29 protein-coding genes are annotated in these 25893 nt (G+C 66.9%); 15 read left to right on the top strand and 14 right to left on the bottom strand.

Annotated elements, in window-relative coordinates:
- Window positions 1-55 precede the first annotated feature (55 nt).
- Together LPB04_RS15500 and LPB04_RS15495 are read left to right on the top strand one after the other, a co-directional pair.
- On the top strand, window positions 56-1036 hold the full coding sequence (locus LPB04_RS15500; protein WP_193685422.1) for a cation diffusion facilitator family transporter: 981 nt from the start codon (window positions 56-58) through the stop codon (window positions 1034-1036).
- Window positions 1037-1068: 32 nt separating this feature from the next.
- Entirely contained in the window at window positions 1069-2025 is a 957-nt protein-coding gene (locus LPB04_RS15495) for an NAD(P)/FAD-dependent oxidoreductase (RefSeq protein ID WP_193685421.1), read from the top strand.
- 125 nt (window positions 2026-2150) lie between these two features.
- On the opposite strand, the gene LPB04_RS15490 is transcribed toward LPB04_RS15495, so the two are convergent.
- From LPB04_RS15490 to LPB04_RS15465, 6 genes are read right to left on the bottom strand one after another with little or no spacing between them, the layout of a single operon-like run.
- The gene (locus LPB04_RS15490) at window positions 2151-2783 is read right to left on the bottom strand and encodes a hypothetical protein (RefSeq protein WP_193685420.1); all 633 of its coding nucleotides are present in this window, start codon (window positions 2781-2783) and stop codon (window positions 2151-2153) included.
- Window positions 2780-3709: an MlaD family protein gene (locus LPB04_RS15485; protein ID WP_193685419.1), complete on the bottom strand. Its 930-nt coding sequence runs from the start codon at window positions 3707-3709 to the stop codon at window positions 2780-2782. The genes LPB04_RS15490 and LPB04_RS15485 overlap by 4 nt, the downstream gene beginning before the upstream one ends.
- Window positions 3710-3717: 8 nt before the next feature.
- Window positions 3718-4536: an MlaE family ABC transporter permease gene (locus LPB04_RS15480; protein ID WP_193685418.1), complete on the bottom strand. Its 819-nt coding sequence runs from the start codon at window positions 4534-4536 to the stop codon at window positions 3718-3720.
- Window positions 4537-4594: 58 nt separating this feature from the next.
- Window positions 4595-6832 carry a RelA/SpoT family protein gene (locus tag LPB04_RS15475; protein ID WP_193685417.1) on the bottom strand — a complete coding sequence of 746 codons (2238 nt, stop codon included), beginning with the start codon at window positions 6830-6832 and terminating at the stop codon, window positions 4595-4597.
- 17 nt (window positions 6833-6849) lie between these two features.
- The gene (locus LPB04_RS15470; protein ID WP_193685416.1) at window positions 6850-7200 is read right to left on the bottom strand and encodes a RidA family protein; all 351 of its coding nucleotides are present in this window, start codon (window positions 7198-7200) and stop codon (window positions 6850-6852) included.
- Between the two features lie 22 nt (window positions 7201-7222).
- On the bottom strand, window positions 7223-8110 hold the full coding sequence (locus LPB04_RS15465; protein ID WP_193685415.1) for an alpha/beta fold hydrolase: 888 nt from the start codon (window positions 8108-8110) through the stop codon (window positions 7223-7225).
- 128 nt (window positions 8111-8238) lie between these two features.
- Here LPB04_RS15465 and LPB04_RS15460 point away from each other — a divergent pair, with 128 nt between their 5' ends.
- Together LPB04_RS15460 and LPB04_RS15455 are read left to right on the top strand one after the other, a co-directional pair.
- Complete coding sequence (locus LPB04_RS15460; protein WP_193685414.1) at window positions 8239-9033, top strand: 3-hydroxybutyrate dehydrogenase; 795 nt, start codon at window positions 8239-8241, stop codon at window positions 9031-9033.
- 161 nt (window positions 9034-9194) lie between these two features.
- Complete coding sequence (locus tag LPB04_RS15455; protein WP_193685413.1) at window positions 9195-9842, top strand: CatA-like O-acetyltransferase; 648 nt, start codon at window positions 9195-9197, stop codon at window positions 9840-9842.
- A gap of 6 nt (window positions 9843-9848) precedes the next feature.
- On the opposite strand, the gene LPB04_RS15450 is transcribed toward LPB04_RS15455, so the two are convergent.
- Window positions 9849-10922 carry a DUF5694 domain-containing protein gene (locus LPB04_RS15450; protein WP_227496433.1) on the bottom strand — a complete coding sequence of 358 codons (1074 nt, stop codon included), beginning with the start codon at window positions 10920-10922 and terminating at the stop codon, window positions 9849-9851.
- A 171-nt stretch (window positions 10923-11093) separates the two neighbouring features.
- Between LPB04_RS15450 and LPB04_RS15445 the strand changes: the two genes are divergently transcribed.
- The 3 genes from LPB04_RS15445 (at window position 11094) to LPB04_RS15435 (ending at window position 13889) form a co-directional block, all read left to right on the top strand.
- Window positions 11094-11675 carry a TetR/AcrR family transcriptional regulator gene (locus tag LPB04_RS15445; protein WP_193685412.1) on the top strand — a complete coding sequence of 194 codons (582 nt, stop codon included), beginning with the start codon at window positions 11094-11096 and terminating at the stop codon, window positions 11673-11675.
- An 88-nt stretch (window positions 11676-11763) separates the two neighbouring features.
- Window positions 11764-12468: an SDR family oxidoreductase gene (locus LPB04_RS15440; RefSeq protein ID WP_193685411.1), complete on the top strand. Its 705-nt coding sequence runs from the start codon at window positions 11764-11766 to the stop codon at window positions 12466-12468.
- Between the two features lie 11 nt (window positions 12469-12479).
- Complete coding sequence (locus LPB04_RS15435) at window positions 12480-13889, top strand: MFS transporter (protein ID WP_193685410.1); 1410 nt, start codon at window positions 12480-12482, stop codon at window positions 13887-13889.
- 48 nt (window positions 13890-13937) lie between these two features.
- On the opposite strand, the gene LPB04_RS24460 is transcribed toward LPB04_RS15435, so the two are convergent.
- Both LPB04_RS24460 and LPB04_RS24455 read right to left on the bottom strand, forming a co-directional pair.
- Window positions 13938-14150 carry a hypothetical protein gene (locus LPB04_RS24460; protein WP_193685409.1) on the bottom strand — a complete coding sequence of 71 codons (213 nt, stop codon included), beginning with the start codon at window positions 14148-14150 and terminating at the stop codon, window positions 13938-13940.
- A 23-nt stretch (window positions 14151-14173) separates the two neighbouring features.
- Complete coding sequence (locus LPB04_RS24455) at window positions 14174-14662, bottom strand: PQQ-dependent sugar dehydrogenase (RefSeq protein ID WP_227496757.1); 489 nt, start codon at window positions 14660-14662, stop codon at window positions 14174-14176.
- Between LPB04_RS24455 and LPB04_RS24070 the strand changes: the two genes are divergently transcribed.
- Complete coding sequence (locus LPB04_RS24070; protein WP_227496782.1) at window positions 14546-14893, top strand: hypothetical protein; 348 nt, start codon at window positions 14546-14548, stop codon at window positions 14891-14893. The two genes, LPB04_RS24455 and LPB04_RS24070, sit on opposite strands and share 117 nt — an antisense overlap.
- A 147-nt stretch (window positions 14894-15040) precedes the next feature.
- Here LPB04_RS24070 and LPB04_RS15420 read toward each other — a convergent pair whose 3' ends face one another.
- Window positions 15041-16552, bottom strand: coding sequence for a tetratricopeptide repeat protein (locus tag LPB04_RS15420; protein ID WP_193685408.1), 1512 nt, complete (start codon window positions 16550-16552; stop codon window positions 15041-15043).
- Window positions 16553-16648: 96 nt separating this feature from the next.
- On the opposite strand from LPB04_RS15420, the gene LPB04_RS15415 reads away from it, so the two are divergent.
- From LPB04_RS15415 to trhA, 6 genes are all read left to right on the top strand, one after another.
- Complete coding sequence (locus LPB04_RS15415) at window positions 16649-17944, top strand: metal-dependent hydrolase family protein (protein ID WP_193685407.1); 1296 nt, start codon at window positions 16649-16651, stop codon at window positions 17942-17944.
- A gap of 234 nt (window positions 17945-18178) precedes the next feature.
- The gene (locus tag LPB04_RS15410) at window positions 18179-19480 is read left to right on the top strand and encodes a dicarboxylate/amino acid:cation symporter (protein ID WP_193685406.1); all 1302 of its coding nucleotides are present in this window, start codon (window positions 18179-18181) and stop codon (window positions 19478-19480) included.
- Between the two features lie 247 nt (window positions 19481-19727).
- Window positions 19728-20177 (top strand): YciI family protein, encoded by a 450-nt coding sequence (locus tag LPB04_RS15405; RefSeq protein ID WP_193685405.1) that lies wholly within the window; start codon window positions 19728-19730, stop codon window positions 20175-20177.
- 100 nt (window positions 20178-20277) lie between these two features.
- On the top strand, window positions 20278-20661 hold the full coding sequence (locus tag LPB04_RS15400) for a BlaI/MecI/CopY family transcriptional regulator (protein WP_193685404.1): 384 nt from the start codon (window positions 20278-20280) through the stop codon (window positions 20659-20661).
- Window positions 20658-21929, top strand: coding sequence for a M56 family metallopeptidase (locus tag LPB04_RS15395; protein WP_193685403.1), 1272 nt, complete (start codon window positions 20658-20660; stop codon window positions 21927-21929). The genes LPB04_RS15400 and LPB04_RS15395 overlap by 4 nt, the downstream gene beginning before the upstream one ends.
- Window positions 21930-22041: 112 nt before the next feature.
- Window positions 22042-22662, top strand: coding sequence for a PAQR family membrane homeostasis protein TrhA (gene trhA, locus LPB04_RS15390; protein ID WP_193685402.1), 621 nt, complete (start codon window positions 22042-22044; stop codon window positions 22660-22662).
- A 46-nt stretch (window positions 22663-22708) separates the two neighbouring features.
- On the opposite strand, the gene LPB04_RS15385 is transcribed toward trhA, so the two are convergent.
- Window positions 22709-23359, bottom strand: coding sequence for a 3-oxoacid CoA-transferase subunit B (locus tag LPB04_RS15385; RefSeq protein WP_193685401.1), 651 nt, complete (start codon window positions 23357-23359; stop codon window positions 22709-22711).
- A gap of 20 nt (window positions 23360-23379) precedes the next feature.
- Window positions 23380-24078 carry a CoA transferase subunit A gene (locus tag LPB04_RS15380; RefSeq protein WP_193685400.1) on the bottom strand — a complete coding sequence of 233 codons (699 nt, stop codon included), beginning with the start codon at window positions 24076-24078 and terminating at the stop codon, window positions 23380-23382.
- 145 nt (window positions 24079-24223) lie between these two features.
- Between LPB04_RS15380 and LPB04_RS15375 the strand changes: the two genes are divergently transcribed.
- On the top strand, window positions 24224-24784 hold the full coding sequence (locus LPB04_RS15375) for a PAS and helix-turn-helix domain-containing protein (RefSeq protein ID WP_193685399.1): 561 nt from the start codon (window positions 24224-24226) through the stop codon (window positions 24782-24784).
- Window positions 24785-24800: 16 nt separating this feature from the next.
- Here the strand turns inward: LPB04_RS15375 and LPB04_RS15370 are convergent, their stop codons facing one another.
- Together LPB04_RS15370 and LPB04_RS15365 are read right to left on the bottom strand one after the other, a co-directional pair.
- Complete coding sequence (locus tag LPB04_RS15370; protein ID WP_193685398.1) at window positions 24801-25442, bottom strand: 4'-phosphopantetheinyl transferase family protein; 642 nt, start codon at window positions 25440-25442, stop codon at window positions 24801-24803.
- A complete protein-coding gene (locus tag LPB04_RS15365) occupies window positions 25442-25885 on the bottom strand; it encodes an excinuclease ATPase subunit (protein WP_193685397.1) in 444 nt (147 codons plus the stop codon). Before LPB04_RS15365 ends, LPB04_RS15370 begins: the two co-directional genes overlap by 1 nt.
- Between the last annotated feature and the right edge of the window lie 8 nt (window positions 25886-25893).

Raw genomic sequence — 25893 nt, 5'->3', positions numbered from 1 at the left:
AACATGTTCCCGGCATCCGCTACACTGCCGTCTGTTCCACTTGAATGAATCACCCATGCCTTCCGATCACGCCACCCCGACTTCCGACCACCTGCACGCCCACCTCGACGGCGACGCCAGCCATGGCCATTTCATCGAGGCGCGCAGCCAGAAGGCGCTCGGCATCGCGCTCGCGATGACCCTGCTGTTCGCGCTGATCGAAGTCGTCACCGGTTTCATGTCGAACTCGCTGGCACTGATCTCGGACGCCGGCCACATGGTCACCGACGCCGCCGCCCTCGGTCTGGCCCTGCTGGCCCAGCTGATCGCCAAGCGCCCGCCCTCCTCGCGCCACTCCTTCGGCTTCGTGCGCGCCGAGGCGCTGGCCGCCTTCGTCAACAGCCTCGCCATGCTGGCCCTGGTGGCCTGGATCGTCTGGGAAGCGGCCCACCGCCTGGCGCATCCGCAAGCCGTGCAGGGCGGCGTGGTGCTGGTCGTGGCCGCGATCGGTGCCGCCATCAACCTGATCGTGGCCTGGGTCCTCTCGCGCGACAGCGAGAGCATCAATACCCGCGCGGCCCTGGTCAACGTGATGGGCGACCTGCTCGGTTCGGTGGCCGCGATCGCCGCCGGCGCCATCATTTACTTTACGGGCTGGGTCCGGATCGACCCCATCCTGTCGATCTTCGTGTCGCTGCTGATCCTGAAATCGACCTGGAGCATCCTGCGCGAGTCCTACCACTTCCTGATGGAGGGCGTGCCGCATCACATCGATTACCTGCAGGTAGGCGCGGACGTGGCCGACGTCGACGGCGTGCTGTCGGTGCACGACCTGCACGTCTGGGACATGTCGCCCGGCCACCCTGCCCTGATCGGCCACCTCGAGATCCGCGACCTGGCCGAATGGCCGGCCGTGCTGCAGCGCGTGCGCGACATGCTGCTTGAAAAGCACGGGATCGACCACGTGACGCTGCAGCCCGAAGCGCTGGACGGGCTGCCCCTCGAGGCCGGGCACTGTAAGCCTGCTCTTACCCTGCCTGGGCACGCGCGCCGATAGGCCGCTCCCTTGTCCCTTCCGATAATGGAGGGATGAGCGAACTTATCGAACATCCCAACGGCCACGTCTTCGACACCCTGGTCATCGGCGGCGGCCCCGGCGGACTGACGGCCGCCATCTACCTGCGCCGCTTCACGCGCAACATCGTGGTCGTCGACAAGGGCAACAGCCGCCTGTGCCTGATCCCCGTCTCGCACAACTACCCGGGCTTCCCGGAAGGCGTGCCCGGCGGCGAGCTACTGGTCAACCTGACGCACCAGCTGAGGAACTACGGCGGCGACGTCCTGCACGGCGAGATCACCGGCCTGCGCCTGGAAGACGGGCATTTCGTCGGCGACTACCTCGACGATGCAGGTGAAACCCGGGAGATCCGCGCCCTGACCGTGCTGCTGGCCACGGGCGTTGCGGACGCCGGCCTGCCGATCGAGAACTGGCGCGAAGCCGTGGCCTGCGGCGCGGTGCGCCTGTGCCCGGTGTGCGACGGCTACGACGTGATGGACCGGCGCATCGCCGTCGTCACCAACGAGACCAACCCGGTCGGGCACGCGCTCTTCATGCGCTCGTTCAGCGCGGAGGTCACGCTGTTCGACCGCGGGGAAAAATCGATGCTGAACGACGAAGAGCGCAGGCAGATCGAGGCCGCCGGCGTGCGCTACATCGAGTCGCCGCTGCTGGGCGTGTCGATGAGCGAGGACATGAAACCCATCCTGAATACGGCGGACGGCGAGAGCCGCGAGTTCGACGTGTTCTATCCGATGCTGGGCGAGTCGGCGCGCTCCGGGCTGGCGTCGAACCTGGGCGTGGAGACGGCCGAATGCGACAAGATCGTGGTCGACGACCACCAGCGCACCACGGTGCCGGGCCTGTATGCGATCGGCGACGTGGTGCGCGGCCTGAACCAGATTGCGGTGGCGGCGGGACAGGCGGCGATTGCCGCGACCGCGATTCATAACGCCCTGCCGTGGACCTTGCGGCCGAAGAAGGCGTAACCGGCCGTGCATGCGCTGGCTGCACGCGTGGGCAGGAGACCTGCCCACCCTACGGTGCGCACCGGACGCAGGGTGGGCGGGTTCCCCGCCCACGCATTCCACGCACGCCAGCCGGCGCGGAAGGCTTATCTGGTCCCCGACGCCAACGCAATCCTGCGCTTGATGTGCTCGAGCGCTGCCGTATTCCCCGCCGCCTGCGCCTGCTTCTCCTGCACCCCGAGCCACATCAGCAAGGGCCGTCTCCACCCCTGCGCGGACGCGGCCTCGGTCGCCGCCTCGACCTCCGCCGGCTTGATCCGCCCCGCCTTGAACAGCGCTCCTGCCGCGACCAGCTTCGACAAGGGATCGGCCACGCCTGCCATCGAACCGCTGCCGACCACCGCCCGATGCTGCTCCGGCAGCGCCGCCACATCCAGCCCTTCCCAGCGCCCGGCGAGATAGGCCGCATACGCCCGCTGCTGCGCATTCGCATCCGTCGCCAGGGCCGCGAATCCGGGGCAATCATCGAATTCGAGCGAGGCCGCCAGCGTCGCGCAGCGCACCAGCTCCACCTGGGCGACCAGGTCGGCGCGGCCCGTGCTGGCGGTTTCGCGCCGCGCCCGCGCAAACTCCGCGTTGGCGGCCGCCGTATTCCCGCGCAGGTAGTCGTCCGTAAAACCGTCGAGCGCATCCCTGGCGTTCGGCTGCCAGCTCGGCGGCGCGGGCTTGCTGGCGCAGCCCGCCAGCACCAGCGCAATGGTCAAGGTCGCGAATTTCATGGCAGCTTGATCTCCTCGTTCTTGCCGGCGAACGGCCACTTGCGGTTGATCTGGTCGACCAGGCGGTTCACCTTGCGCAGGCTGGCGTCGACTTCGCCGCGCAGCGCGCCCAGGTCTTCGGTGGCCACGCGCGCATTCGCGCCGACCGCCTGGGCCTCGACCAGCACCGCGTCGACGCGTTTCAGGGTGCCGCGCGCATCCTGCAGCACGCCCTGCAGCTCGACCACCGCCGCCTGCGCATCGTCGACGACGCCCTTCTTGCCATACAGGCGCTGGTCGGTTTTCGCCAGCAGCCCGTCCAGGCGCTGCAGCGTGCCCACGAATTTCTTCGCTTCCTCGTCGCCCAGCGCGCCGCTCAGCAGGCCGTATTTCCCGGACAGGCGGCCGGTCAGGGTCTGCAGGTTCTCCAGGCTGCCGGCTACGCTCGATCCTTCCTGCGTCAGGCTCTCCAGGTTGTTCAGGAGCGAACGGGCGGTGGCCACCAGTCCCGGAATCTCGGCCGTGACGTCGCCGCGCAGGACGGGACGCACCGCGCCGTCCGGCAAGGGGGCGTCGTCGAGCACGCCGGTAAAGGCGCGCAGCCGCGTTTCGCCGACCACGCTGCGCTCGAGCGTGAAGACGGACGAGGCCCGCAGCCATTTGGCGTCGGACTTCGAGACGTCGATCTGGATCTGCACCTTGCCATCCTTCGCCAGGTCGACCAGGCGCACGCGCCCGATCGGGAAGCCGGCGAAGGTCATGTCCATGCCGGGGATGACGCCTTCCGAATTCTCGGTCGTCAGCACCAGCTTCTGGGTCGGCTCGAACACGCCGCGCGCGTACATCACGTACAGGACAAAGGCGATGATGAGCAAGGAGACGAGACCCAGCAGGATCATCGCCTTGGTTTCCACGTGGGCCGGTTCGTCGGGAGTCGTATCGATCATGGGCAAGGTCAAATGTATTTGAGGGCCAGCGAAGCGCCTTCGATCAGCAGCAGCACGAACAGCAGGCGCAGCGCGCCGGGCTGAACGCTCGACGACAAGCGGCGCGGATAACGCTGCAGTTCGAGGATGGCGGCGGTCGGGATCACGGCCACGGCCAGCCCGAACAGCACGGTTTTCAGGACGAAGCCGATCGTGACGACCGGGTCGAACACCCGGCCCACCGTGCGCGTGTAATCCGGCATGCCCCAGGGCGACAGGCCGTAGACGTTCAGGTAGGCCAGCACCAGCACGATGGTCGAGCTGACCATGGCGAGGCTGAGCACCGAGAACGCGTTGGCGAACACCTGCGGCACCAGGTCGCGCCGCAGGCGGCGCAGCGCTTCTGCATTCACCTCGGCGGTCGGCAGGCCGGCGCGCGCCAGGCCCAGGCTCGAGGCGTCGAAGGCCATGCCGGAGCGGAGTGCGGCGAACAGCGCCGCCGACAGCGGAATCAGTTCCAGCACCAGCACCCGCACCACCATTTCCAGCGCATAGCGCGACAGGCCGTAGCTCATGGCCGTGACGAGCACGATGCGGATGATGACAAGGCTGATCAGGGCCGAGAGCACCGTGAACCAGGGCAGCACCTGCCAGCTGCTGGCGTGGATGTAGCGCGCGGTCGCGAGGCGGTTGGCGCGGCGGTTTTCGCTGCGATAGGTCGAGGGCGAGAATGCGGTGACGATGGCGATCGCGCCGAGGTGGAACATGTACCACCAGCTGCGCAGGTAGCGCAGGAAAGCGAGGCCCCAGAGGCTGGGGCGGGTGGCGAGGTGGAGGGAGCGGCGCATGGACATATGATACGGTTTTAATAAGCCTGTATGGACATCCGTATCACATGGGTTCCCATCATTGACGCCGCGCCTCCTGCACGCCCGCCACCTCGGTAATCGCCGCCAGGGCTTTTTGCAACTGCGCCGTCGACCCGATCTCCGCCGTGAACACCATGCGCGCCTGACCCTTGGTCGACTGCGTATTCACGCCCGTCACATTGATCTTCTCGCGCAGGAACGCGTCCGACACGTCGCGCAGCAGTCCCTGGCGGTCGACCGCGAGGATGAAGATGTCGACCGGATAAACGGTCTCGATCACGCCCTTGCCCCAGTCGGTCTGGATCACGCGTTCCGGCGCCTTGCTGCGCATCTCCGCGAAGTTCTTGCACGAGAGCCGGTGGATCGAGACGCCCTTCCCGCGCGTGACGAAACCGACGATCGGGTCCGGCGGCGCCGGCTTGCAGCACTTGGCGAGCATCGTCATCAGGCCCTCGGTGCCGACCACCAGCACGCCCGATTTGGCGCCCTGCTCGACGCTCGACGCCCGGCTCTTGTTGACGACGGCCGCGTCGTCCGGCGGCGGCGCTTCCACGGTTTCGTGCAGGGCCGCTTCCACGTGGCGCAGGCTGAATTTTTCCTTGCCGACCGCGACGAACAAATCGTCGACCTTGGCGAAGCCGAGTTTATGCGCCAGCGCTTCCAGGTTGACCGCGGTCTTGCCCTCGCGCTGCAGGGATTTCTCGACCAGGGTGCGCCCCTGGGCCAGGGTCTCGGCCAGTTCCAGCGCGTGGAACCAGGCGCGGATCTTCGAACGCGTGCGGCTGCTGACCGTATAGCCGGGGCTGAGCCAGTCGCGCGACGGGCCCTGGCTGCCGGCCGGACCTTTCGCGGTGATGATCTCGCAGGTCTGGCCGTTCTTCAGCGGGGTATTCAGCGGCACCATCACGCCGTCGATCTTGGCGCCGCGGCAGCGGTGGCCGACTTCGCTGTGCAGGTGGTAGGCGAAGTCGATCGGCGTCGCGCCTACGGGCAGTTCCAGCACGCGCGCCTGCGGGGTCAGCACGAAGATGCGGTCGTCCAGGGTCGTCGCCTTCAGCTTTTCGACCCACTCCTTCTGGTCTTCCTCGGCGGCCACGACATCCGTGACATCGCTCTTCCACGCCAGCAGCTGGCGCAGCCAGGCGATCTTCTCGTCGTATTTCTGGCTCTTGAAATTCGAGCCGCCTTCTTCCTTGTAGCGCCAGTGCGCAGCGACGCCGTATTCGGCGAAGTTGTGCATCTCCTGGGTGCGCACCTGCACCTCCAGCGGCCGCCCGTCTTCGGCGGTGACGACCGTGTGCAGCGAACGGTAGCCGTTCGGCTTCGGGCGCGCGATGTAGTCGTCGAATTCGGCCGGGATCGGGGTCCAGATGTTGTGCACCAGGCCGAGAACCGTGTAGCAGGTCTTTTCGTCGGCGACGATCACGCGGAAGGCGCGCACGTCGTAGAGCGAGGAAAAATCCAGGTCCTTGCCGCGCATCTTGTTATAGATGCTGTAGATGTGCTTCGGCCGTCCGCTGACCTCGGCCTTGATGCCGGCCGCCTGCAGCTCGCGCTCCAGGCGTTCGATGGAAGACGCGACGAACCCTTCGCGCGCCATCCGTTTTTCTTCGAGCATCCTGGCGATGCGTTTATACGTTTCCGGCTCGAGGAAGCGGAAGGCCAGGTCTTCCAGCTCCCATTTCAGCTGCCAGATGCCGAGGCGGTTCGCCAGCGGCGCATACAGGTCCATCACTTCGCGCCCGTAGTCGCGCGTGAGGTCGTCGAAGCGCTTCTGGTCCGCGAACCAGCGCAGCGTGGTGACGCAGGACGCGAGGCGGATCAGGACCACGCGCATGTCGGTCGCCATCGCGAGCAGCATCTTGCGCAGGGTTTCGACCTGCGCCACGGCCTGCTGGGCCGCGTTCTTGCCGCGCCCGACGGCCTGCTGGCCGACGGTGAGGTCGCGCAGGCGGATCAGCTGCTGCACACCGCGCACCAGGCTCGCCACCTCGGCGCCGAACAGCCGCTCGAGCGTTTCCAGCAGCTGCGGCTCGAACATCGCCAGCTCGAACAGCAGGCCGGCGATGCGCGTCTCGACATCGCTGCGCAGGTAGGCCAGGGTGCCGGCCACGCCCAGCGAGAACTCGAAGGCGTTCTGCCCCGAGGTGCAGGCCCGCTCGCCATAGGCGACAGCCGCATAGTCGAGCGCATGCTGCACGCGCACGCATTCCTCTGGACTCAGTCCCGAGACCAGCTGGGTAGTGGCGTCGCCGAGTGCGGCGGTGGATACCATCGAGGCGCCCTGTCTGCTTAGCGCAGTGCGGCGGTGACGACGATCTCCACCAGGCAGGCCGGATTGGCAAGCTTTGCTTCGACGGTCGCACGCGGCGGCGTGTGGCCCGATGCGACCCATTCGTCATAGACCGCGTTCATGCCGGCGAAGTTGGCCATATCGGCGATATAAATCTGCGTCATCAGGATGCAGGTCTTGTCGCTGCCCGCTTCGTTGAGCAGGCGGTCGACGTGGCCCAGCACTTCGCGCGTCTGGCCCTCGATGTCCTGCGTGGTGTCTTCGGCGATCTGGCCGGCCAGGTAGACGGTGCCGTTGTGGATGGCGATCTCGGAGAGTCGCTTGCCTACGTGAAGTCGTTTGATTTCCATGGTTTCTTTCGTGTTCAGGGTCTCAGTGACCCATTAAAAAATCTCGCGCGATCGCGATCTGGTCCGCATGGACAAAGGTCGGCGCATGGCCGACGCCTGCGATCTCGACCAGTTGCGGACGCGGTCCGCGCGTCGTCATTTCCTGCGCCGTCGCGTGCGACAGCAGGTCGGACAATTCGCCGCGCACCAGCAGCGTGGGACAGGCAATCGCATCCCAGGCGCGCCACAGCGCGGCTTCGTCCTGCTTCGCCCGTTCGACGCCCATCGCCTTGAAGGGCTGGGCCAGCGCCAGGTCGTAATGGCGCACCCACTCCCCGTTCGGCTCCTGGCGCAGCACGTCGCCGGCCAGCTTGTCCCACTCGGCATCCGAGTGCGGCCCGAACGAGGCGGACACCTCGCGTACGAAGCGCGCACCGCTCGCATAGTCCGGGAAGCGCAGGTCCTGGCCGATATAGTCGGCGATCCGGTTCAGCGCCGCGCCGTCGAGCGCCGGGCCGATGTCGTTCAGGACCATGCGCGTGATCGGCGATCCCGGGAGCGACGCCAGCACCATGCCGATCAGGCCGCCCATCGAGGTGCCGAACCAGGCCACCTTGTCGTCGCCGTTCGCGGTAACCCGTGCCACCAGCGTGACCATGTCGGCCACGTATTGCGGCAGCGCGTACAGGTTCGGGTCGCGCAGGCGGTCCGAGCGCCCGCGCCCTGCGACGTCCGGGCAGACCACGCGGTATTCGTCGCACAGCGCGCGCGCCAGGGCATCGAAGTCGTCGGCCACGCGCGTCACACCGTGCACGCAGACAAGCACGCGATCGTTGGCCGGGTCGCCCCATTCCTTGTAGGCGATCCGGTGCAGGCCGGCGGGCGAGCTGCACTGCACGCTTTTCAATCTCGCTTCCGCTTGCGCTTCCATATCCTGCTGCTCCCGATGACAATATTGGTATGCCGTTAAGCCCAGCCTCACATTTTAACCGCCCAAGCGATTAGAATTCTACCAATTCCGCGGAACTCGCTCCGATCACCCACCCTTCAGAGGAAACAATGAAATCGAATATGCTAAGCGGCAAAACGGCACTGGTCACCGGCTCGACCTCCGGCATCGGCCTCGGTATCGCCCGTGCGCTGGCCGAACAGGGCGCCAACCTGGTCTTCAACGGCTTCGGCGACGCGCAGCAGATCGAGAAGCTGTACACCGACATCGGCCAGGAATTCGGCGTGCAGACCGCCTACCATAACGCCGACATGTCGAAATCCGAGCAAATCGAGGCGATGATGGCCTTCGCGCAGGAGAAATTCGGCGGCGTCGACATCCTCGTCAACAATGCCGGCATCCAGCACGTGGCCGCCGTCGAGGATTTCCCGACCGAGAAATGGGACGCGATCATCGCGATCAACCTGACCTCCGCTTTCCACACCACGCGCCTGGCACTGCCCGGCATGAAGCAGAAAAACTGGGGCCGCATCATCAACCTGGCGTCGGTGCACGGCCTGGTGGGTTCGGCGCAGAAGTCGGCCTACGTCGCGGCCAAGCATGGCCTGGTCGGTTTCACCAAGGTCACCGCGCTGGAGACGGCGCAGACGGGCGTCACCTGCAACGCGATCTGCCCGGGCTGGGTCCTGACCCCGCTCGTGCAAAAACAGGTCGACGACCGCGCCGCGCGCGAGAACGTGTCGAACGACGAGGCCAAGCGCGCGCTGCTGGCCGAGAAGCAGCCGTCGGGCGAATTCGTGACGCCGGACGAACTCGGTGCGCTGGCGGTGTTCTTCTGCTCGCCGGCAGCCAGCCAGGTGCGCGGCGTCGCGTGGAACATGGACGGCGGCTGGGCTGCGCAGTAAGCATGACCGATCCGGCCACGCTGCCGGATCATTTCTATACGTAGGGTGGGCTCCGCCCACGCGGATCATGGCCAGCACACAGACGAAGTGAAGCGCAAGCCGCGAAATTGCATGCCGTGATATCGCGTGGGCGGAGCCCACCCTGCAACACCCCTTGACGCATGCAAAACTTTGAAAACCGGCGCGACCGCTTCGACCTCTTCGACCGCATGGACAGCCCTGCGGTCAACCTCTGCTTCACGCTCGACCTGCCCGACTACCGCCCCTGGTGCAGGCAGCACGGCCTGCCGCCCTTCCACGTCCTGCTGTGCGCAGTGCTGCGCTCGATCCTGAAAATCGAGAACTTCCGCTACCGCGTCTTCGACGGCGAGGTCATCGAAATCGACCGCCTGATGCCCTCCTTCACGGTCGTGAATCGGCACAATGACCTGAATTTCGCCCTGTTCGACTGGACCGACGACCTGCGCGAATTCGTCCGCCGCGGCGTGGCGGCGCGCGAGCAGGCCTGCGCGATGACGGAACTGAACAACGCGTACGCGGCCCTGTCGCCGCGCCAGTGCAAGGACCAGGTCTTCATCACCTGCATCCCCTGGCTCGATTTCACCTCCATCCAGCATCCGACGGCGACCCTCGGCGCGCCCGACATTCCCTCGCTGGCCTGGGGCCGCTTCAAGGATGGGCCGGACGGGCGCCTGCTGCTGCCGTTCTCGGTGCAGGCCCATCACGGCTTCGTCGACGGCTTTCATATCCACCAGCTGGCGCAGCAGGTCGCGGCCGAGCTGGCGGGCTTCATGGCCGGGCAGCCGTAAGCGAGCTCATTTCAGGACTTTTTCCACGTCCACGATGTCCACGCCCTGCAGCTGCCCCAGCCAGCTGTCGAACCACGGCTTGTGCGATGCCCCGACAACCGACAGCACCCGCGCGCCCGGCCGTTCGCGGAAGGTTTCGCGGATGTTGGCCACCATGCGCAGGTTGCGCACTTCCCAGCCGCCCACCCAGATCTGCGGATAGCCCTCTTTCGATACCGCGCGCATCGATGGGACGACGTTGGCCTCGGCCAGCACGCGCAGGTGGTCCGGAGCGTTGATGGAGCGGTACAGCGGCAGCAGGTCGGGTGCACGCTTGAGCGGCTCCTCGATCGCTTCGATTTTCTTGAAGGCGCCGCCGGTGGCCCAGGCGGCCTCGATCGAACGCACGAAGGCTTTGCTATCGGCGACGTCGATGAGGTCGCCCGTATGGTTGTCGACCGCATGCACGCGCGCCAGGCCGAGCCGCGCGGCCAGGCGTGCGGCGATCTGGTAGCTCTCGTTGTTGCGCTTGCCGAGCTTGACGAGCTGCTCGACGAGCGCGGCGTCCAGGCCGTCCCCCGGATGGCGCTCGCTCGCGGGCAACTGCAGCCACTGGACATAGGCCGAGGCGTTGTCGTAGGACGCGAGGAACAATGCGGCGAGGCGGCGGCGCTGGGCTGGCGTCGGCGGCGCCGGCCAGGCCTTAAGCAGCTTGTTCGCCTCCGCCATCGCCGCCGGCGCCTCGAGCCCCGTCGCGACGCGGGCCGCGTCGACCGGTGGACAGTAATCGGTCCCGTATTTCACCGGATGGCGCGCGGCGAGGTCGCACTCTTCGCCGTTTTCGGTCTCGATGGTGATGATCTCGGGCTTGAAAGCTGCCAGCCGGTCGAGCACACCATCGAGCGCGGCGGGATCGAAGCTGGGCGGCATGGCGCGCAGGTGCACGGTGCCGAGCACGAGTACCTGCGCGCGTGGCCCGGCCATGTCGCGGTCGAGCACCGTCAAGTCGATTTGCGCCCGCTCGGCCAAGGGACAGGCGAGGGCCAGCAGCGGCGCCAGCAAGGCAAGCGCCACGCTACGCTGCACACGGATCGTTCCCATCCGATCACTCCAGAATAGTTTTCGAGAGGAACAATGTATCAAAGGCAAGCCTGGGCCTCAACGGCGAATCGACAGGACGTCCGTTTCGTGGTCCAGGCTGTTAAATATATCGCTTGACGCGCGAATATGACGGTCATAATATGAAGACCATCATATTTGCAGGCCGATGCCATGACTGCCGACACCAAACAAAGCCGCCGCGAACAATCGCACGGCCGCATCCTCGACGCCGCCGCGCGCGCCCTGCGCCGCCAGGGCTATGCCGGCGTGGGCGTGGCCGAGGTGATGAAGGAAGCGGGCCTGACCCACGGCGGCTTCTATGCCCACTTCAAGTCGCGCGAGGCCCTGCTGTCGGCGGCGCTCGAGCATGCGGCCGGCGACAGTACGCAGAGCCTGTCGCGGCGCATCGCTGCCCTGCAGGAAGCGGGCGCCAGTCCGGTGCGGGCGCTGGTCGAGGCCTATCTCTCCGACCTGCACGTCACCAGCAGCGAGCGCGGCTGCGTGGTCGCCGCACTCGGCTCGGAAATGCCGCGCCAGAGCGAAGAGCTGCTGGCGGTGTCGCGCCGCCGCGTGGCGGCCCTGGTCGAGCGCGCACGCGCGGCGCTGCCGCCAACCGATCCGCCCGAGCGCGCCTTCCTGCTTGCCGCCAGCCTGGTTGGCGCCGTACAGATGGCGCGCGCCCTCGGCGACGAAGGCCGCGCGCTGCTCCCCGCCACCCGCGCCGCACTCATCGCCCAGTACGACGCCAACTGAACACGGGCTGCGGCATCCCCGCGGCCTTTTTTTGACGCACAAATATGACGACCATCATATTCCAGAACCCAGCCTGAAAGGAACGACCATGAAACTCAAGGACGCCACCGTCTTCATCACCGGCGCCAACCGCGGCCTCGGCCTGGCTTTCGCCCGCCACGCGCTCGCCGCCGGCGCACGCAAGGTCTATGGCGCCGCGCGCGACCCGGCCTCGGTCACGCTGCCCGGCCTGGTGCCGGTCGCGCTCGACGTGAGCAATCCCTCGCAGGTCGCGGCCGCCGCGGCCGATTGCGGCAACGTCACCCTGGTCGTCAACAATGCCGGCATCGCCGATTTCGGCGGGCTGCTGGGCGAGGACAGCATCGCATCCACGGCGCGCATGATGGAGACCAATGTCTACGGCCTGTTGCGCGTGAGCGGGGCCTTCGCGCCCGTACTGAAAGCAAACGGCGGCGGGGCCCTGCTCAACGTGCTGTCGGTGGCGAGCTGGCTGAGCGCACCGGCACTGGCCGCGTATGCGGTGTCGAAGGCGGCCGCCTGGAGCGCCACCAACGGCCTGCGCAACGAGCTGCGCGCCCAGGGTACGCAGGTGCTGGGACTGCACGTCGGTTTCATCGACACCGATCTCACGCGCGGCATCGATGCGCCGAAACTGGCGCCGGACTTCGTCGCCGCCCAGGCCTTCGAGGCGCTCGAAAGCGGCGCCAGCGAGGTGGCCGTCGGCGAGCTCACCCAGCAGATCAAGCGCGGCCTGTCGAGCGAGCCGGGCATCTACATCGAGTTCGCCCGCTGACCGGAGCCGCCATGACCACGCCCACCCTCGCCCCCGCCGCCACCGACACCGTGCCGCGCGCGCCCGTGTCTCCCTGGCCGACCTTCTGGATCGCCTGCATCGCCGTCTTCCTCGTCTCGATCGACAGCACGGTGCTGTTCGCGGCCTTCGGCGCCCTGACCGCCGCCTTCCCCGCCGCCACGCCGGCCGACCTGTCCTGGGTGCTGAACGCCTACACGGTCGTGTATGCGACGATGCTGATACCCGCCGGCGGCTTGGCCGATGCCCATGGCCGCAAACGCGTATTCCTGTTCGGCGTCACGCTGTTCCTGGCCGCCTCGGCCGCTTGCGGCATGGCCGGCAGCGTGCCCCTGCTGATCGCGGCGCGCGTGGTGCAGGCGCTGGGCGCCGCGCTGCTGACGCCCGCTTCGCTCTCGATCATCCTCGACGCTTTCCCCAAGGAGAAGCGGACGGTGGCGGTCAGCCTGTGGGGCGCGGTCGGGGGCCTGGCCGCCGCCATCGGTCCGAGCCTGGGCACGACCATCGTCGAGCACCTGGGCTGGCCCTGGGCCTTCTACATCAACCTGCCGCTGGGCGCGGTCTCGCTCTGGTTCGGCGCGCTGCGCCTGCGCGAGGCGCAGGTCTCCGGCAAGAAGGCCCGCATCGACGTGGTGGGCATGCTGCTGCTGATCGTCGCCGTCGGCGCGCTGGCGATGGCGATCACCCAGCTCGACTCGCCGCGCTGGAGCCGGCTGGAACTGTCGGCGCTGGCCGCGACCAGCGCGATCGCCTTCGGCGCCTTCGTCGCCTGGGCGAGGACAAGCAGTGCGCCGCTGGTCGACCTGGCCCTGTTCGCCAACCGCAGCTACAGCGCCGTCAACCTGGCCACGCTCGCCTTCGGCACCGCGTTTGCAATGATGTTCTTCGCCTTCTTCTCCTACATGACGCGGATCTGGCATTTCAGCCTGCCGCTGGCGGGCCTGGCCGTCACGCCGGGACCGCTGATGGTGGTGCCGACCGCGATCGTCGCCGGCCGCATCGCGGCGAAAACCGGCCATCGTCCCATCCTGGTCATCGGTTCGCTGGTGTATGCGGCGAGCGGCCTGTGGCTGCTGCTGGTGCCCGGCATCGAGCCGGCCTATGCGACGCACTGGCTGCCGGGCCTGTTCCTGAGCGGGATCGGCGTGGGCATGGTGCTGCCTTCGCTGTCGGGAGCCGCGGTCGCGGGCCTGCCGCCGGCGCAGTATGCGGTCGGCAGCGCCGTCAACCAGGCCACGCGCCAGCTCGGCTCGGTGCTGGGGGTGGCAGTCACCGTGCTGCTGGTCGGGCACGCACAGCTGACCCGCGCGGACTTCCTTCCGCTGTACGGCATGCACGTGGCGCTGGCGCTGCTGACCGGAGCGCTGTGCCTCGCGGTCAGGACCAGACCGGTCCCCCGCTGATGCGATGAACAAATCCGGGGCGCCGCCACGCGCCCCGGAACGATGTGCTCATCGGGTCGCGCTTGGCGGCGCGGCGCTGCGGCCGATGCGGTAGATGACGCCGTCGGTCAGCGACACCACATACAGCTTGCCGTCCGGTCCCTGTTCGATGTCCGGCGTGACGCCGAAACCCCTGCCGATGAGCAGGGTCTCGCTTTCGGTGGGCTCGAATTTGCCCAGGTTGTCGGCCACCTTGTCGGCCAGGCGCGCATCGGCGCTCACGTCGACCGCCAGCCGGTCCGGGCTCAGGCGCAGCCGGTACAGGCTGCCGCCGGTGGTGGCGGTCGGCGCGTAGGACCGGGCCGAACCGATCCACAGACTGCCGTCGTATTCGGCGCCCAGTGCGTCGCCCCGTACAAAGGCCGTCCCCGCCGGCCCGACGTCATAGCGCCAGCTGAACTGCGGATCCTCGTAGGTGGCGCCGGGCAGCATGACCATGCGCGCCGTTGGCGGTGTCCGCGAGGCGGATGGGCGGATAGCGCAGCTGCTGCAGGTCGCCGGCGAACATCGTCGTTTCGATCCCCTTGAACTCGGAATGGAGGCTGAGCGGTCCCATGGTGCCCGGTCGAGCTCTCGGTCCAGCGGATGTAGACGAAAGGCAGGGCCGGAAAATCCGGATGCAGCGCAATACCGAGCAGGCCGCGTTCCGAGGCCGAATTGACGGCCAGATCGAGCACGGGCGTCGCCTGCCCCCCCCCGGTGGCCCGTTTCACCTGGCCGGTCGCTTTTTCCAGGATCAGGGCTTCGTCCGTGCCGATAAAGGCGATCCCGATCGGCGTGGTCAGGCCGCCGAGCCAGGTCGTGACCTGCAGGTTCGGGTCGAGCATCTCGACTGGAATCGAATCGGCGAGCGCAGCGGGCGCGGCCGTTCCCAGCATCACGGACAGGGCGAGAATCGAAGCGGCCCTTGCGGACCCTGGTGCTGCCGGCCTCCCCCTGGATGGTTCTTCAAAGCGTGTTGTTGACATGATGATCCTCCAATCCGTCGGCGTACCAAAAGCCGCGCATCGGCATCCGATCCGCAAGACAGGCAATCAATACCGACACGCGGGGAGGATTGGACCGCAAACGCGTGGAGGGTTCTGGCCGAGCCGCCGGCGCCTTTGCCCTCTTCAGGCCGCGCGCATCAGCAGCAAGTGGCCGGCGACCTCGCTGCCGTTCTCGCTGCGCACGACCGCGGCTTCGGCCTCGACCAGCCTGAAGCCGTGCCCGAGCGCCAGGCGCCGCAGGTAGGCCATGGAGTGCGCGTAGCGGTTCGACGGCTGCAGCACATACTCCGGTACCGCGCCTTCTGCGCCCGCCTCGGTCGAGAAGCAGAACCAGCCGCCGGGACGCAATGCGCCGCGCACCTGGGCGAACAAGGCGTCCAGGTCGCCGAAATACACCAGCACGTCGGCGGCCACGGCCAGGTCGAAGCTGCGCGGGCGCGCCGCGAGGAAGGCGCCGATGTCGGCGCATGCCAGCTCGTCGTACAGCCCGGTCGCGCGCGCCTGTGCCAGCATGTTCCCGGACAGGTCGACGCCGGTCAGGTGCCGCGCGTTCGGGCGCAGGAAAGGCCCGCACAGGCCCGTGCCGCAGCCAAGGTCCACGGTAGCGAGACCGGCAGCCTGGACATGGCGCCTGATGGCCGCGTCGACCAGGGCCGGCGTGCGGTAGCCCAGCACCCCGGTGAGGTGGCGCTCGAAATGGCCGGCGTACCCGTCGAACAGGGCTTTGACGTAGCCGGCCGGGGCCTGCTTCGGCGCCGCGCCGACGCCGAGCGCGGCCAGCGCGAAGTCGATCCCGCCCGTGTCCTCGGCAAGCGCGCGCGCCTGTTCATAGGCGGCGATCGCTTCCTCGCGCCGGTGCAGGGCCAGCAGCGCATCGCCACGCTGCTGGTGGCTCGCCGCGTGGCCGGGCCGCAGGCGCAGCGCAGCGTCGAAACACGCCAGCGCCGCGAGCGGCCGCTCGAGCTTCAGCAGGGTCAGGCCGCGTCCCGTGTGCGCTTCGGGTGCATCCGGATCGGCGCCAATTGCATCGTCATAGGCCCGCAAGGCCGCGTCGAAGGCACGCAGCTGGAACAGGGCGTTCGCGCGCACGCAGGCCGCCTCGGGATAGACAGGTTTCTGGCGCAGCGCCTGCTCGCAGCTCTCCAGCGCCGCCTGCGCCTCGCCCAGTTCGAGCAGCGCGATCGCGCGGTTGCACCAGGCTTCCGGGTAGGAAGGGCGCAGGCTCAGCGCGCGCTCGTAGCTGTCGACGGCCTCGGGCAGCCGTCCGAGCTTGCGCAAGGCGTTGCCGCGGTTGCTCCAGGCGAGCGCATAGCCGGGGTTCAGGCCCAGCGCCGTGTCGTAGCTGGCCAGCGCCTCGCCGCTACGGCCCAGGTCCTGGAATGCGGCGCCGAGGTTGCAGTGGGCAGTGGCCTGACCCGGATCGATCGCGAGCGCCGTCTCGATCAGCCGCACTGCGTCCTGTGCCTCGCCCTGCTGGCGCTGGATGACGCCGAGCAGGTGCAGCGCATCGAACTGGCGCGGTGCGATGTCCAGCACGTGCCGGTAGCGCGCCGCCGCATCAATCAGCTTGCCGCCCTGGTGCAGCGCCACGGCTTCCTTCAACAGCGCCCTGACGCGCGCGTCCTCCTGCCCCATGTGTCCCTCGATCGATGAATGTGGCCGCCAGCATACCGTACGCAAGCGCTGCCGGCTCCGTTATGATGGCGTTCTCACAACTCGAGCAATAACGCCATGCCTACCTGGACCCGCAGTTTGCACACCGTAGCGCTGACCACCCTCACCCTGCTCGCGGCCGCCGCCCACGCGGCCGATCCGCGCAGCCTGCTGCTCAGCGCGGACCGTGTCTGGACGGGAGAGGGCAAGCCCCACGCCGGCTGGGCGGTGCTGGTGGTCGACGGCCGGGTCAAGGAAGTGGGACCGGCGGATGCGATCGGCGCGCCGCCGGATGCCGAGCGCGTCTCCCTGCCCGGCAAGACCCTGATCCCGGGCCTGATCGATTTGCACTCGCACGTGCTGCTGCACCCGTACAACGAGACGACCTGGGACGACCAGGTGATCAAGGAGCAGGTCGAGTACCGCACCCTGTTGGCCGGCAAGCACGCTGCCGACACCCTGCAGGCCGGCTTCACGACCCTGCGCGACCTCGGCACCGAAGGCGCGAACTATGCCGACGTCGGCATCAAGCGCGCGATCGAAGGGGGCGTGGTGCCCGGCCCGCGCCTGCTGATCGCGACGAAAGCCATCGTGGCCAGCTTCAGCTACGGCCCGGCCGAGCGCAGCTACCGGCCCGACATGGAGATTCCCTACGGCGCCCAGGAAGCGACCGGTGTCATTGAAGCCACGAAGGCGGTGCGCGAGCAGAGCGCGCACGGCGCCGACTGGATCAAGTTCTATGCCGACTACCGGACCGGCGTCGACGGCAGCAGCCGCCCCACCTTCACGCTGGAAGAGATGAAGGCGATGGTGGAAGCGAGCCACGTCACCGGGCGCAAGGTGGCGGCGCACGCCAGCACCGACGCCGCGATCCGCCTGGCCGTGCTGGCCGGGGTCGACACGATCGAGCACGGCTATGGAGCGAGCGAGGCGACCTTCCGCCTGATGAAGGAGCGCGGCACGGCCTACGTGCCGACGCTCACGGCGCCGGAAGCCATCGGCGAATACTTCCAGAAGCACGTGCGCGGCGGCCCACCGACCCCGGGCATGCAGGAGGCGGCGCGCGCCTTCCAGCTTGCGCGCAAGGTCGGCGTCGTGATCGGCAACGGCAGCGACGTCGGTGTCTTCACCCACGGCACCAATGTGCGCGAGCTGGAGTGGATGGTGCGGCTCGGGATGACGCCGACGGAGGCCCTGCGAGCGGCCACCGTGGTGGCGGCCGGGATTCTCGGCAAGGGCCAGGAGCTGGGCCAGCTGGCGCCCGGCGCGCTGGCCGACGTGGTCGCGGTCGAGGGCGACCCGACGGCGGATATCGGCGCGCTGCGCAAGGTGGGCTTCGTGATGAAGGGCGGCAAGGTATATAAGCGGCCGTGATGCCGCTTATTGAATGAACGCATGAGCAGCGACGTAGGGTGGGCGCCCCGAGCCCACCGTAACGATGTACCTCGTTAGCGCCAGGCGCGGTGGCACGGGGCGCCGCGCTGCCGCGTTGCGCATATCACGCAGGCGCATGACCGGCATTCACACGGGTTGGGGATATCCACAATAGCGGCTATAGTGAGATTTGGTGATCATGGCGACACCACCAACCTCTCATGAAGAGTTGTCATGAAAAAGCCCTTTTATAAAATCCTGTATGTCCAGGTGCTGACCGCCATCGTCCTTGGCGTCCTGCTCGGCGTGTTCTATCCGAAGCTCGGCACCGAGATGAAGCCCCTCGGAGACGGCTTCATCAAACTGATCAAGATGATCATCGCCCCCGTCATCTTCTGCACCGTCGTCGCCGGTATCGCCGGCATGCAGGACATGAAGAAAGTCGGCCGCGTCGGCGGCAAGGCCCTGCTCTATTTCGAAGTCGTCTCGACCTTCGCCCTGATCATCGGCCTGCTGGTCGCCAACATCGCGAAACCGGGCGCCGGCTTCAACGTCGACGTCGCCCACCTCGACACCAAGGCGATCGCCCAGTACACGGAGAAGGCCCAGCACCAGAGCACGGTCGACTTCCTGCTGAACATCATCCCGAACACCTTTGTCGATGCCTTCGCCAAGGGCGACATCCTGCAGGTGCTGCTGATCGCGATCCTGTTCGGCACCGCGCTGTCCATCCTCGGCGAACGCGGCCGTGCGACGACGAAGATCATCGAAGACTTCTCGCACGTCATCTTCGGCGTCGTGAACATCGTCATGAAGGTTGCCCCGATCGGTGCCTTCGGCGCCATGGCCTTCACCATCGGCAAATACGGCCTGGCCTCGCTGATCCCGCTGGCCAAGCTGATGGGTTCGTTCTACCTGACCTGCGGCCTGTTCGTCGTCGTCGTGCTCGGCACCATCGCCAGGCTGACCGGCTTCTCGATCTTCAAGTTCATCGGCTACATCAAGGAAGAACTGCTGATCGTGCTGGGAACCAGCTCCTCGGAAAGCGCCCTGCCGGCCCTGATGCGCAAGCTGGAAAAGCTCGGCTGCTCGAAGTCGGTCGTCGGCCTCGTGGTTCCGACCGGCTACTCGTTCAACCTGGACGGCACCAACATCTACATGACGATGGCCGCCCTGTTCGTCGCCCAGGCAACGAACACCGAACTGACCCTGATGCAGGAACTGACCATCCTCGCCGTGGCGATGCTGACCTCGAAAGGTGCCTCGGGCATCACCGGCGCCGGCTTCATCACCCTCGCCGCGACCCTGGCCGTGGTGCCGACCATCCCGGTCGCCGGCATGGCACTGATCCTCGGCATCGACCGCTTCATGAGCGAATGCCGCGCCCTGACCAACTTCGTCGGCAACGGCGTGGCCTCGGTGGTGGTGTCGAAGTGGGAAAAGGAGCTGGACCACGAACGCATGGATGCCGTGCTGTCGGGCCACTATGTGGAAGATCACGCCAAGCACGTGCCGCCGATCCGCGAAGCTGCCTGATTCTTCGTGTCTCATCAAAAAACCGCGCTTCGGCGCGGTTTTTTGTTGCTTGCGTTCGTGCGCACGGGCTGGAACGCGTGGGCTCGGGAGCCCACCCTAGGTTACGCAACGGCCTGCGGCTGCCGTGTAACGTAGGGTGGGCATGCCCACGCGTTCGTGCTCCGGCATACCCGAGCGCCGACCCTTAGCGTTGCCGCCCGAATATCCGCGTGCTACGCTCCGGGCCATAACAACACGGAGATACACCATGCGCCTGTCCACTTTCGCCTTCGCCGCCCTGCTCGCCCTGCCCTTTGCGGCAGCGGCCCAAACCGCCCCCGCCTACGACGCCGAGCTCGCCAAATCCTTGGGCGCCGACGAACGCGGCATGCGCCAATACGTGCTGGTCATCCTGAAAACGGGCCCGAACAAGATGGCCGACGGCGAGGCACGCAAGGCCATGTTCGCAGGCCATTTCGCCAACATGGGCAAGCTCGCCGGCGAAAAGAAACTGGTGCTGGCCGGCCCGCTCGACGGCAAGGAAGGCCGGCGCGGCATCTTCGTCTTCAACACGCCCGATATCGAGACGGCACAAACCTGGGTCGCCACCGACCCGGTCATCATCAACGGCGAAATGGTTGCCGAGTACCACAAGTTCTACGGCTCGGCGGCGCTGATGATGGTCAATGAGGTGCACGGCAAGATCGAGAAGAAATAAGCCCCCGCAGGCAGGGCCGGCACGGCAGCGAAATAAGCTAGACAATCTTTTCTAGACAAGATATTCTAGATTCATCCAGCCTGTCCCTGAAGGAAGCACCATGCCCACACCTGCCGACATTCCCAAGCCGACCGCGGCCGAACTCGACCTCCTGCAGGTGCTGTGGCCGCTCGGCGCCGCGACCGCGCGCCAGGTACACGAGGCGATGCAGAAGACGCGTCCCGAGGTGACCTACGCCACCGTGCTGCGCCTCATGCAGATCATGCACACCAAGGGGCTGTTGAGCCGCGACGAGAGCGAGCGTTCGCACGTCTACGCGCCGGCCCAGCCCCAGGATTCGCTGCAAACCAATTTATTGAAGGACCTGATGCAGAAGGCCTTCGCCGGTTCGGCCAAGGCGCTGGTGCTGGCGGCCCTGAAAAGCGGCATCTCCAAGAAGGAGCGCGCCGAGATCGAAAAGCTGCTGAAGGACGACGGGCCATGACCGGCCAGGAGCTCGTCGGCCATATCGGCGCCACCCTGCTCGATTCCGTCTGGCAGTGTGCATTGATCGGGCTGGAGGCCGCCTGCGCGATGATCGGCCTGCGCAAGGCCCGTCCACAGACGCGCTACGCGGTCGCCTGCGTCCACCTGCTGTTGTGCCTGCTGTGGCCTGCGGTCGAACTGGTCGCGCGCCTGAACGGCGGCCCATCCGGCGCAAGCGGCACCCCGGTACTTGGACAAATCTTCTCCGGCACCGGCGCGGCTGGCGGCGGCGGCTGGCAAGGCTTCCTGCAGGCCCACCTTGCCTGGCTGGTCGCCGGCTGGGCAGCCTGCGCCGCTGCGCTCGGCCTGCGCCTGGCGCTCGGCCTGGTATGGATCCGGCGCTCCGCCAGGACCGAGCGCACCGACCCGCACTGGAAGGCGCGCCTGGACACGATGGCCGCGCAGTTCGGCATCACGCGCACGCTGCGCCTGCGGGTGGTCGACACGCTGTCCAGTCCGGTCACCGCCGGCTGGTGGCGTCCGGTGGTGCTGGTGCCGGCGTCGCTCATCTCAGGCATGCCGCCGCAGCTGCTGGAGGCCCTGCTGGCGCATGAACTGGCGCACGTGCGCCGCTGCGATTACCTGGTCAACCTGGCGCAGAGCCTGATCGAAACCATCCTGTTCTACCACCCCGTGGTCTGGTGGCTCTCGCACCGCATCCGTGTCGAGCGCGAGCAGATTGCGGACGATATCGCGGCAAGACAACTGGGCGAACCGCGGCGCCTGGCCCTTGCGCTTTCCGAACTGGAACGTCTCCAGTTCTCAACCCAGCACCTGGCCCAGGCGGCCAACGGAGGAGATCTCATGACCCGCATCAAACGATTGGTTCGTCCCGAAACGCAAGCACTCACCTGGAAAGCCGCGCTTCCGGTCCTGGCCATGGCGACGGCCTGCATCGCCGGCTGCGCCGGGACGGCCACGGCCCACGACGCCACCGGCGACGCCTCGCTCAGCAGGAAGCCGATTGCCCAGTTCAATTCCTGCGCCAAACCGGAATATACGGCGGAGGCACTGGCCCGGCGCGCACAAGGAACGACCTCGCTGCGCTTCCTGATCGATACCGACGGAAGCGTGGCCGAAGCACAAGTTGCGCAGTCGAGCGGCGACGCCTCGCTCGACGAGGCGGCACGCGCCGCGATCGCCAAGTGCCGCTTCACGCCGGCGCTTGCCGGCGGCAAGCCGGCGCGTGCCTGGGTGCCGGTCCAGTACGTCTGGTCGCTCGGGTAAAAACGCAACACCGGCGCACGCGCGCCGGCATGGCACAGTGCGCGCAGACACGCCCGCGCTAGAATGGGGAGGCGGCACTTCCGGTGCCGCCCACTGTCCAGCGGGGGGTGCCATGCAACACGGCGAAAAGTTCAACACCATCACCCACCTCGGCGGCGCCGTGCTCGCCTTCGGCGCCAGCATCCCGCTGCTGGCGCGCGCCTTCAATGCCAACGGCCACCTGGGGCTGGCCAGCACGGCCGTGTACGCGATCTCGCTGGTCCTGATGTACGCCTGCTCGACCGCCTACCACGGCGCCAGCGGATCGCTGAAGCAATTGCTGCAGCGCCTGGACCACCTCAGCATCTACCTGCTCATCGCCGGCAGCTACACGCCCTTCTGCATGCTGATGCTGACGGGCAGCGAGGCCTGGATCCTGCTCGGCGTCGTGTGGGGCCTGGCGATCGTCGGCATCCTGCAGGAAACCCGGCCGCACAAGGGCGCGCGGGTGCTGTCGATGCTGGTGTATCTCGCGATGGGCTGGTCGGCGGCAACCATGTTGCGGCCACTGCAGGAAGGTCTCGGTGCGGACGGCTTTGCCTGGCTGCTGGGCGGAGGGATCGCCTACACGGCCGGCATCGTGTTCTATGCGCTCGATGCGCGCCTGCGCCATGCGCACGGGATCTGGCATCTGTTCGTGCTGGCGGGGAGCGCCGCGCACTACATCACGATTTACTGGTACGTGCTGGAATAAAAAAGAGCGGCACAGGCCGCTCTCTTCGACTGCATCTATCGCAGGCTCAGACCGCCGACACGTCCAGCTCGGCCGCCGTTGCTTCCACAATCTGCTCCTTCGTCACGCCCGGCGCCAGCTCGACCAGCTTCAGGCCCTTACCGGTGACGTCGATCACGCCGAGGTCCGTGATGATGCGGTCGACCACGCCGACGCCGGTCAGCGGCAGGTCGCATTTCTTGAGGATCTTGTGGCTGGTCGAGCCATCCTTGGCGGTGGCGACGTGTTCCATCACCACGACCACGCGCTTGACGCCGGCGACGAGGTCCATCGCGCCGCCCATGCCCTTCACCATCTTGCCAGGGATCATCCAGTTGGCCAGGTCGCCGTGCTCGGAGACCTGCATCGCGCCCAGGATGGCGAGGTTGATCTTGCCGCCGCGGATCATGCCGAAGGAATCGGCCGAGCTGAAGTAGGCGGCGCCGGGCAGCGCGGTGACGGTCTGCTTGCCTGCGTTGATCAGGTCTGCGTCAACCGCGTCGTCGGTCGGGAACGGGCCGATGCCGAGCAGGCCGTTTTCCGACTGCAGGAAGACTTCGATGTCCTGCGGTACATAGTTGGCGACCAGGGTCGGCAGGCCGATGCCCAGGTTCACATAGAAACCGTCCTGCAGTTCCTGTGCCGCGCGCGCGGCCATTTCATCACGAGTCCATGCCATGTTCTGTCTCCGATCGGTTTTTAGTTTGCGCGCACGGTGCGCTGTTCGATGCGCTTTTCCGGCGTCGGATTGTGGACGATGCGGTGCACGAAGATGCTTGCGGTGTGCACCTGGTCCGGATCGATCTCGCCGATCTCGACCAGCTCTTCGACTTCGACGATGCAGACTTTACCGGCGGTGGCGACGTTCGGGTTGAAGTTGCGCGCGGTCTTGCGGAACACCAGGTTGCCGGCCTTGTCGGCCTTCCAGGCTTTCACCAGCGACACGTCCGGCACCAGGGCCAGCTCCATCACATAATGTTCGCCGTTGAACTCGCGCGTTTCCTTGCCGTCGGCAACGATGGTACCGTAGCCGGTTTTCGTGAAGAAGGCCGGGATGCCGGCGCCGCCGCAACGCAGCTTCTCGGCCAGGGTGCCCTGTGGGGTGAATTCGAGTTCGAGTTCGCCGGCCAGGAACTGGCGTGCGAATTCCTTGTTTTCGCCGACATACGAGGCGATCATCTTCTTGATCTGGCGCGTCTCCAGCAGCTGGCCGAGGCCGAAGCCGTCGACGCCTGCGTTGTTGGAGATGGCGGTCAATTGCTTCACGCCCGAATCGCGCAGCGCTTCGATCAGCGCCTCGGGAATGCCGCACAGGCCGAAGCCGCCGACGGCGATGGTCTGGCCGTCTTGAACGATACCGGCCAGCGCCGATGCCGCGTCAGGATACACTTTGTTCATACCCGTCCCTTTTGTAGAGTGGCTGAATAGCCGTTTATGTACCGCAGAGTAGAATCCCAGCATAAAATACGCCGATTCAAAGCACAATACCGTAGAACTACCGGCCATGGCCCTGCCCCAGCAACAACAAGTAGAAGCAGTTCAAGTGAATCCATCATACGCCATCGATTACGAGATGATTTTCCAGCATGCGCCGGTCGGCATGTGCATCTCGAGCAACCGCGTGATCCAGTCATGCAACCTCGCGCTGGCCGCGATGTTCGGCTACGACCGCGGCCAGCTCGACGGCCAGTCCTTTGCCGTGCTGTACCCGACGATGGACGAATTCCTGCGCACGGGCGACCGCATCGTGCCCATCATGAATGCGAAGGGCCGCTACTCGGACGAGCGCATCATGCGCCGCGGCGACGGCGAACTGTTCTGGTGCCACGTGACGGGGCGCGCCCTGAACGCGAACGAGCCGCTCGGCGCGGGCGTGTGGACCTTCGAGGACGTGAGCGAGAAGCGGCCGGTCACGGCCGAGCTGACCCCGCGCGAACGCGAGATCGCCGCGCTTTTAGTGGAAGGCAAGACCAGCAAGGTGATCGCCCGCGAGACCGACCTGAGTCCGCGCACTGTCGAGATGCACCGGGCGAAACTGATGCGCAAGTTTTCGGCGTCGACCTCGTCGGAGCTGGTGCACAAGCTGGTCGGCGTGGCCAGGTAAGGCCAGCCCGGCGTACCTAGCCTGCGGCCAATTCGCCGAGTGTCACGACGAGCGGCGGCGGCGCGGGCGTCAGGGGACGACTGGCGCTCAAGGCCAGCGCCAGTCCCGGCTGCGCGAACACATAATCGGCAGCACTTGCGCTGCCCAGCTTGAAACGCGCCTCATGCAGGCACCACATCCGGTGGAACGCATCCACCCTGGCCTGCCCAGCCAGCGCACGCAATTCCGCGACGTCCTCAGGTCCAAGCGCCTGTTCGGCCAGGGCCAGCAGGTCGCGCCCGGCATCGATGCGTTCGATATCGAGGCCAAGCTGGGAAACGGTGCTGGCGGCACAGGCGACCCAAGGGCCGCTGTGCGAGATGCTGAAACCGACGCCCTCCGGCGCCGGCGTATCGAGCGCGGGGGCCAGGCCCGGCCGCTCACGCAGCACGATGTCGCGCGGTGCCAGGTCAAGAAGACGGCCCAGAGCCAGGCGCAGCAAGGCGCGGCCTGCAATGAACTGCCGGCGCCGCCCGGCCCGCACGAAACGGGCGCAGCGCTGGCGCTCCCCTTCACCCAGCCAGGCGGTGTAAGCGTCCAGCGCCGCGCAGGAGATCGCGCCGGCGTCCAACAGCCACAACAGTGTTTGGTCGCGGCAGCCCGCCCGGCCCTCGCTCATTACTTGAGCTTGACGAACTCGCCCTTGAGCGCAACGCCCGACATCATCGCGCCGTCGTGGCATTCGAACTCGGTCTCGCTCGACATTTCCTCGTTCTTGTAATTGCTCACGATGTTGATGACCGCGTCGGCACCCAGTTCTTTCGCGCGCTGCTGCAGCTTCAGCATGCCCGACAGGAAGGCCCAGTTGCAGGCCGTTTCTGGCGACTTGCCGAAGGAATTGGTCTTCTGGCTGGTCTTGTCGCTGCCCAGGCGCTGGGCAATGGCCGGCGTCTTCTGGCTGCCGAAATAGAATTTGACCGTGTCGCCGAGGCGGCTCTGCGCGTCGTTGGCCGCCATGGCTGCGGCCAGCGGCATCATCAGCTTGTTGTCGCGCGCTTGCGCAGGGACGGTGCTGCCGATGGCGGCGGCGGCCACGGCGATACTCAGCATCAGTTTTTTCATGTTGTTTT

This window comes from Massilia litorea (assembly GCF_015101885.1).
GTDB lineage: Bacteria > Pseudomonadota > Gammaproteobacteria > Burkholderiales > Burkholderiaceae_D > Telluria > Telluria litorea.
Note: the sequence above shows the minus strand (reverse complement) of the source record. Positions and strands in the feature narration are given on the sequence as shown.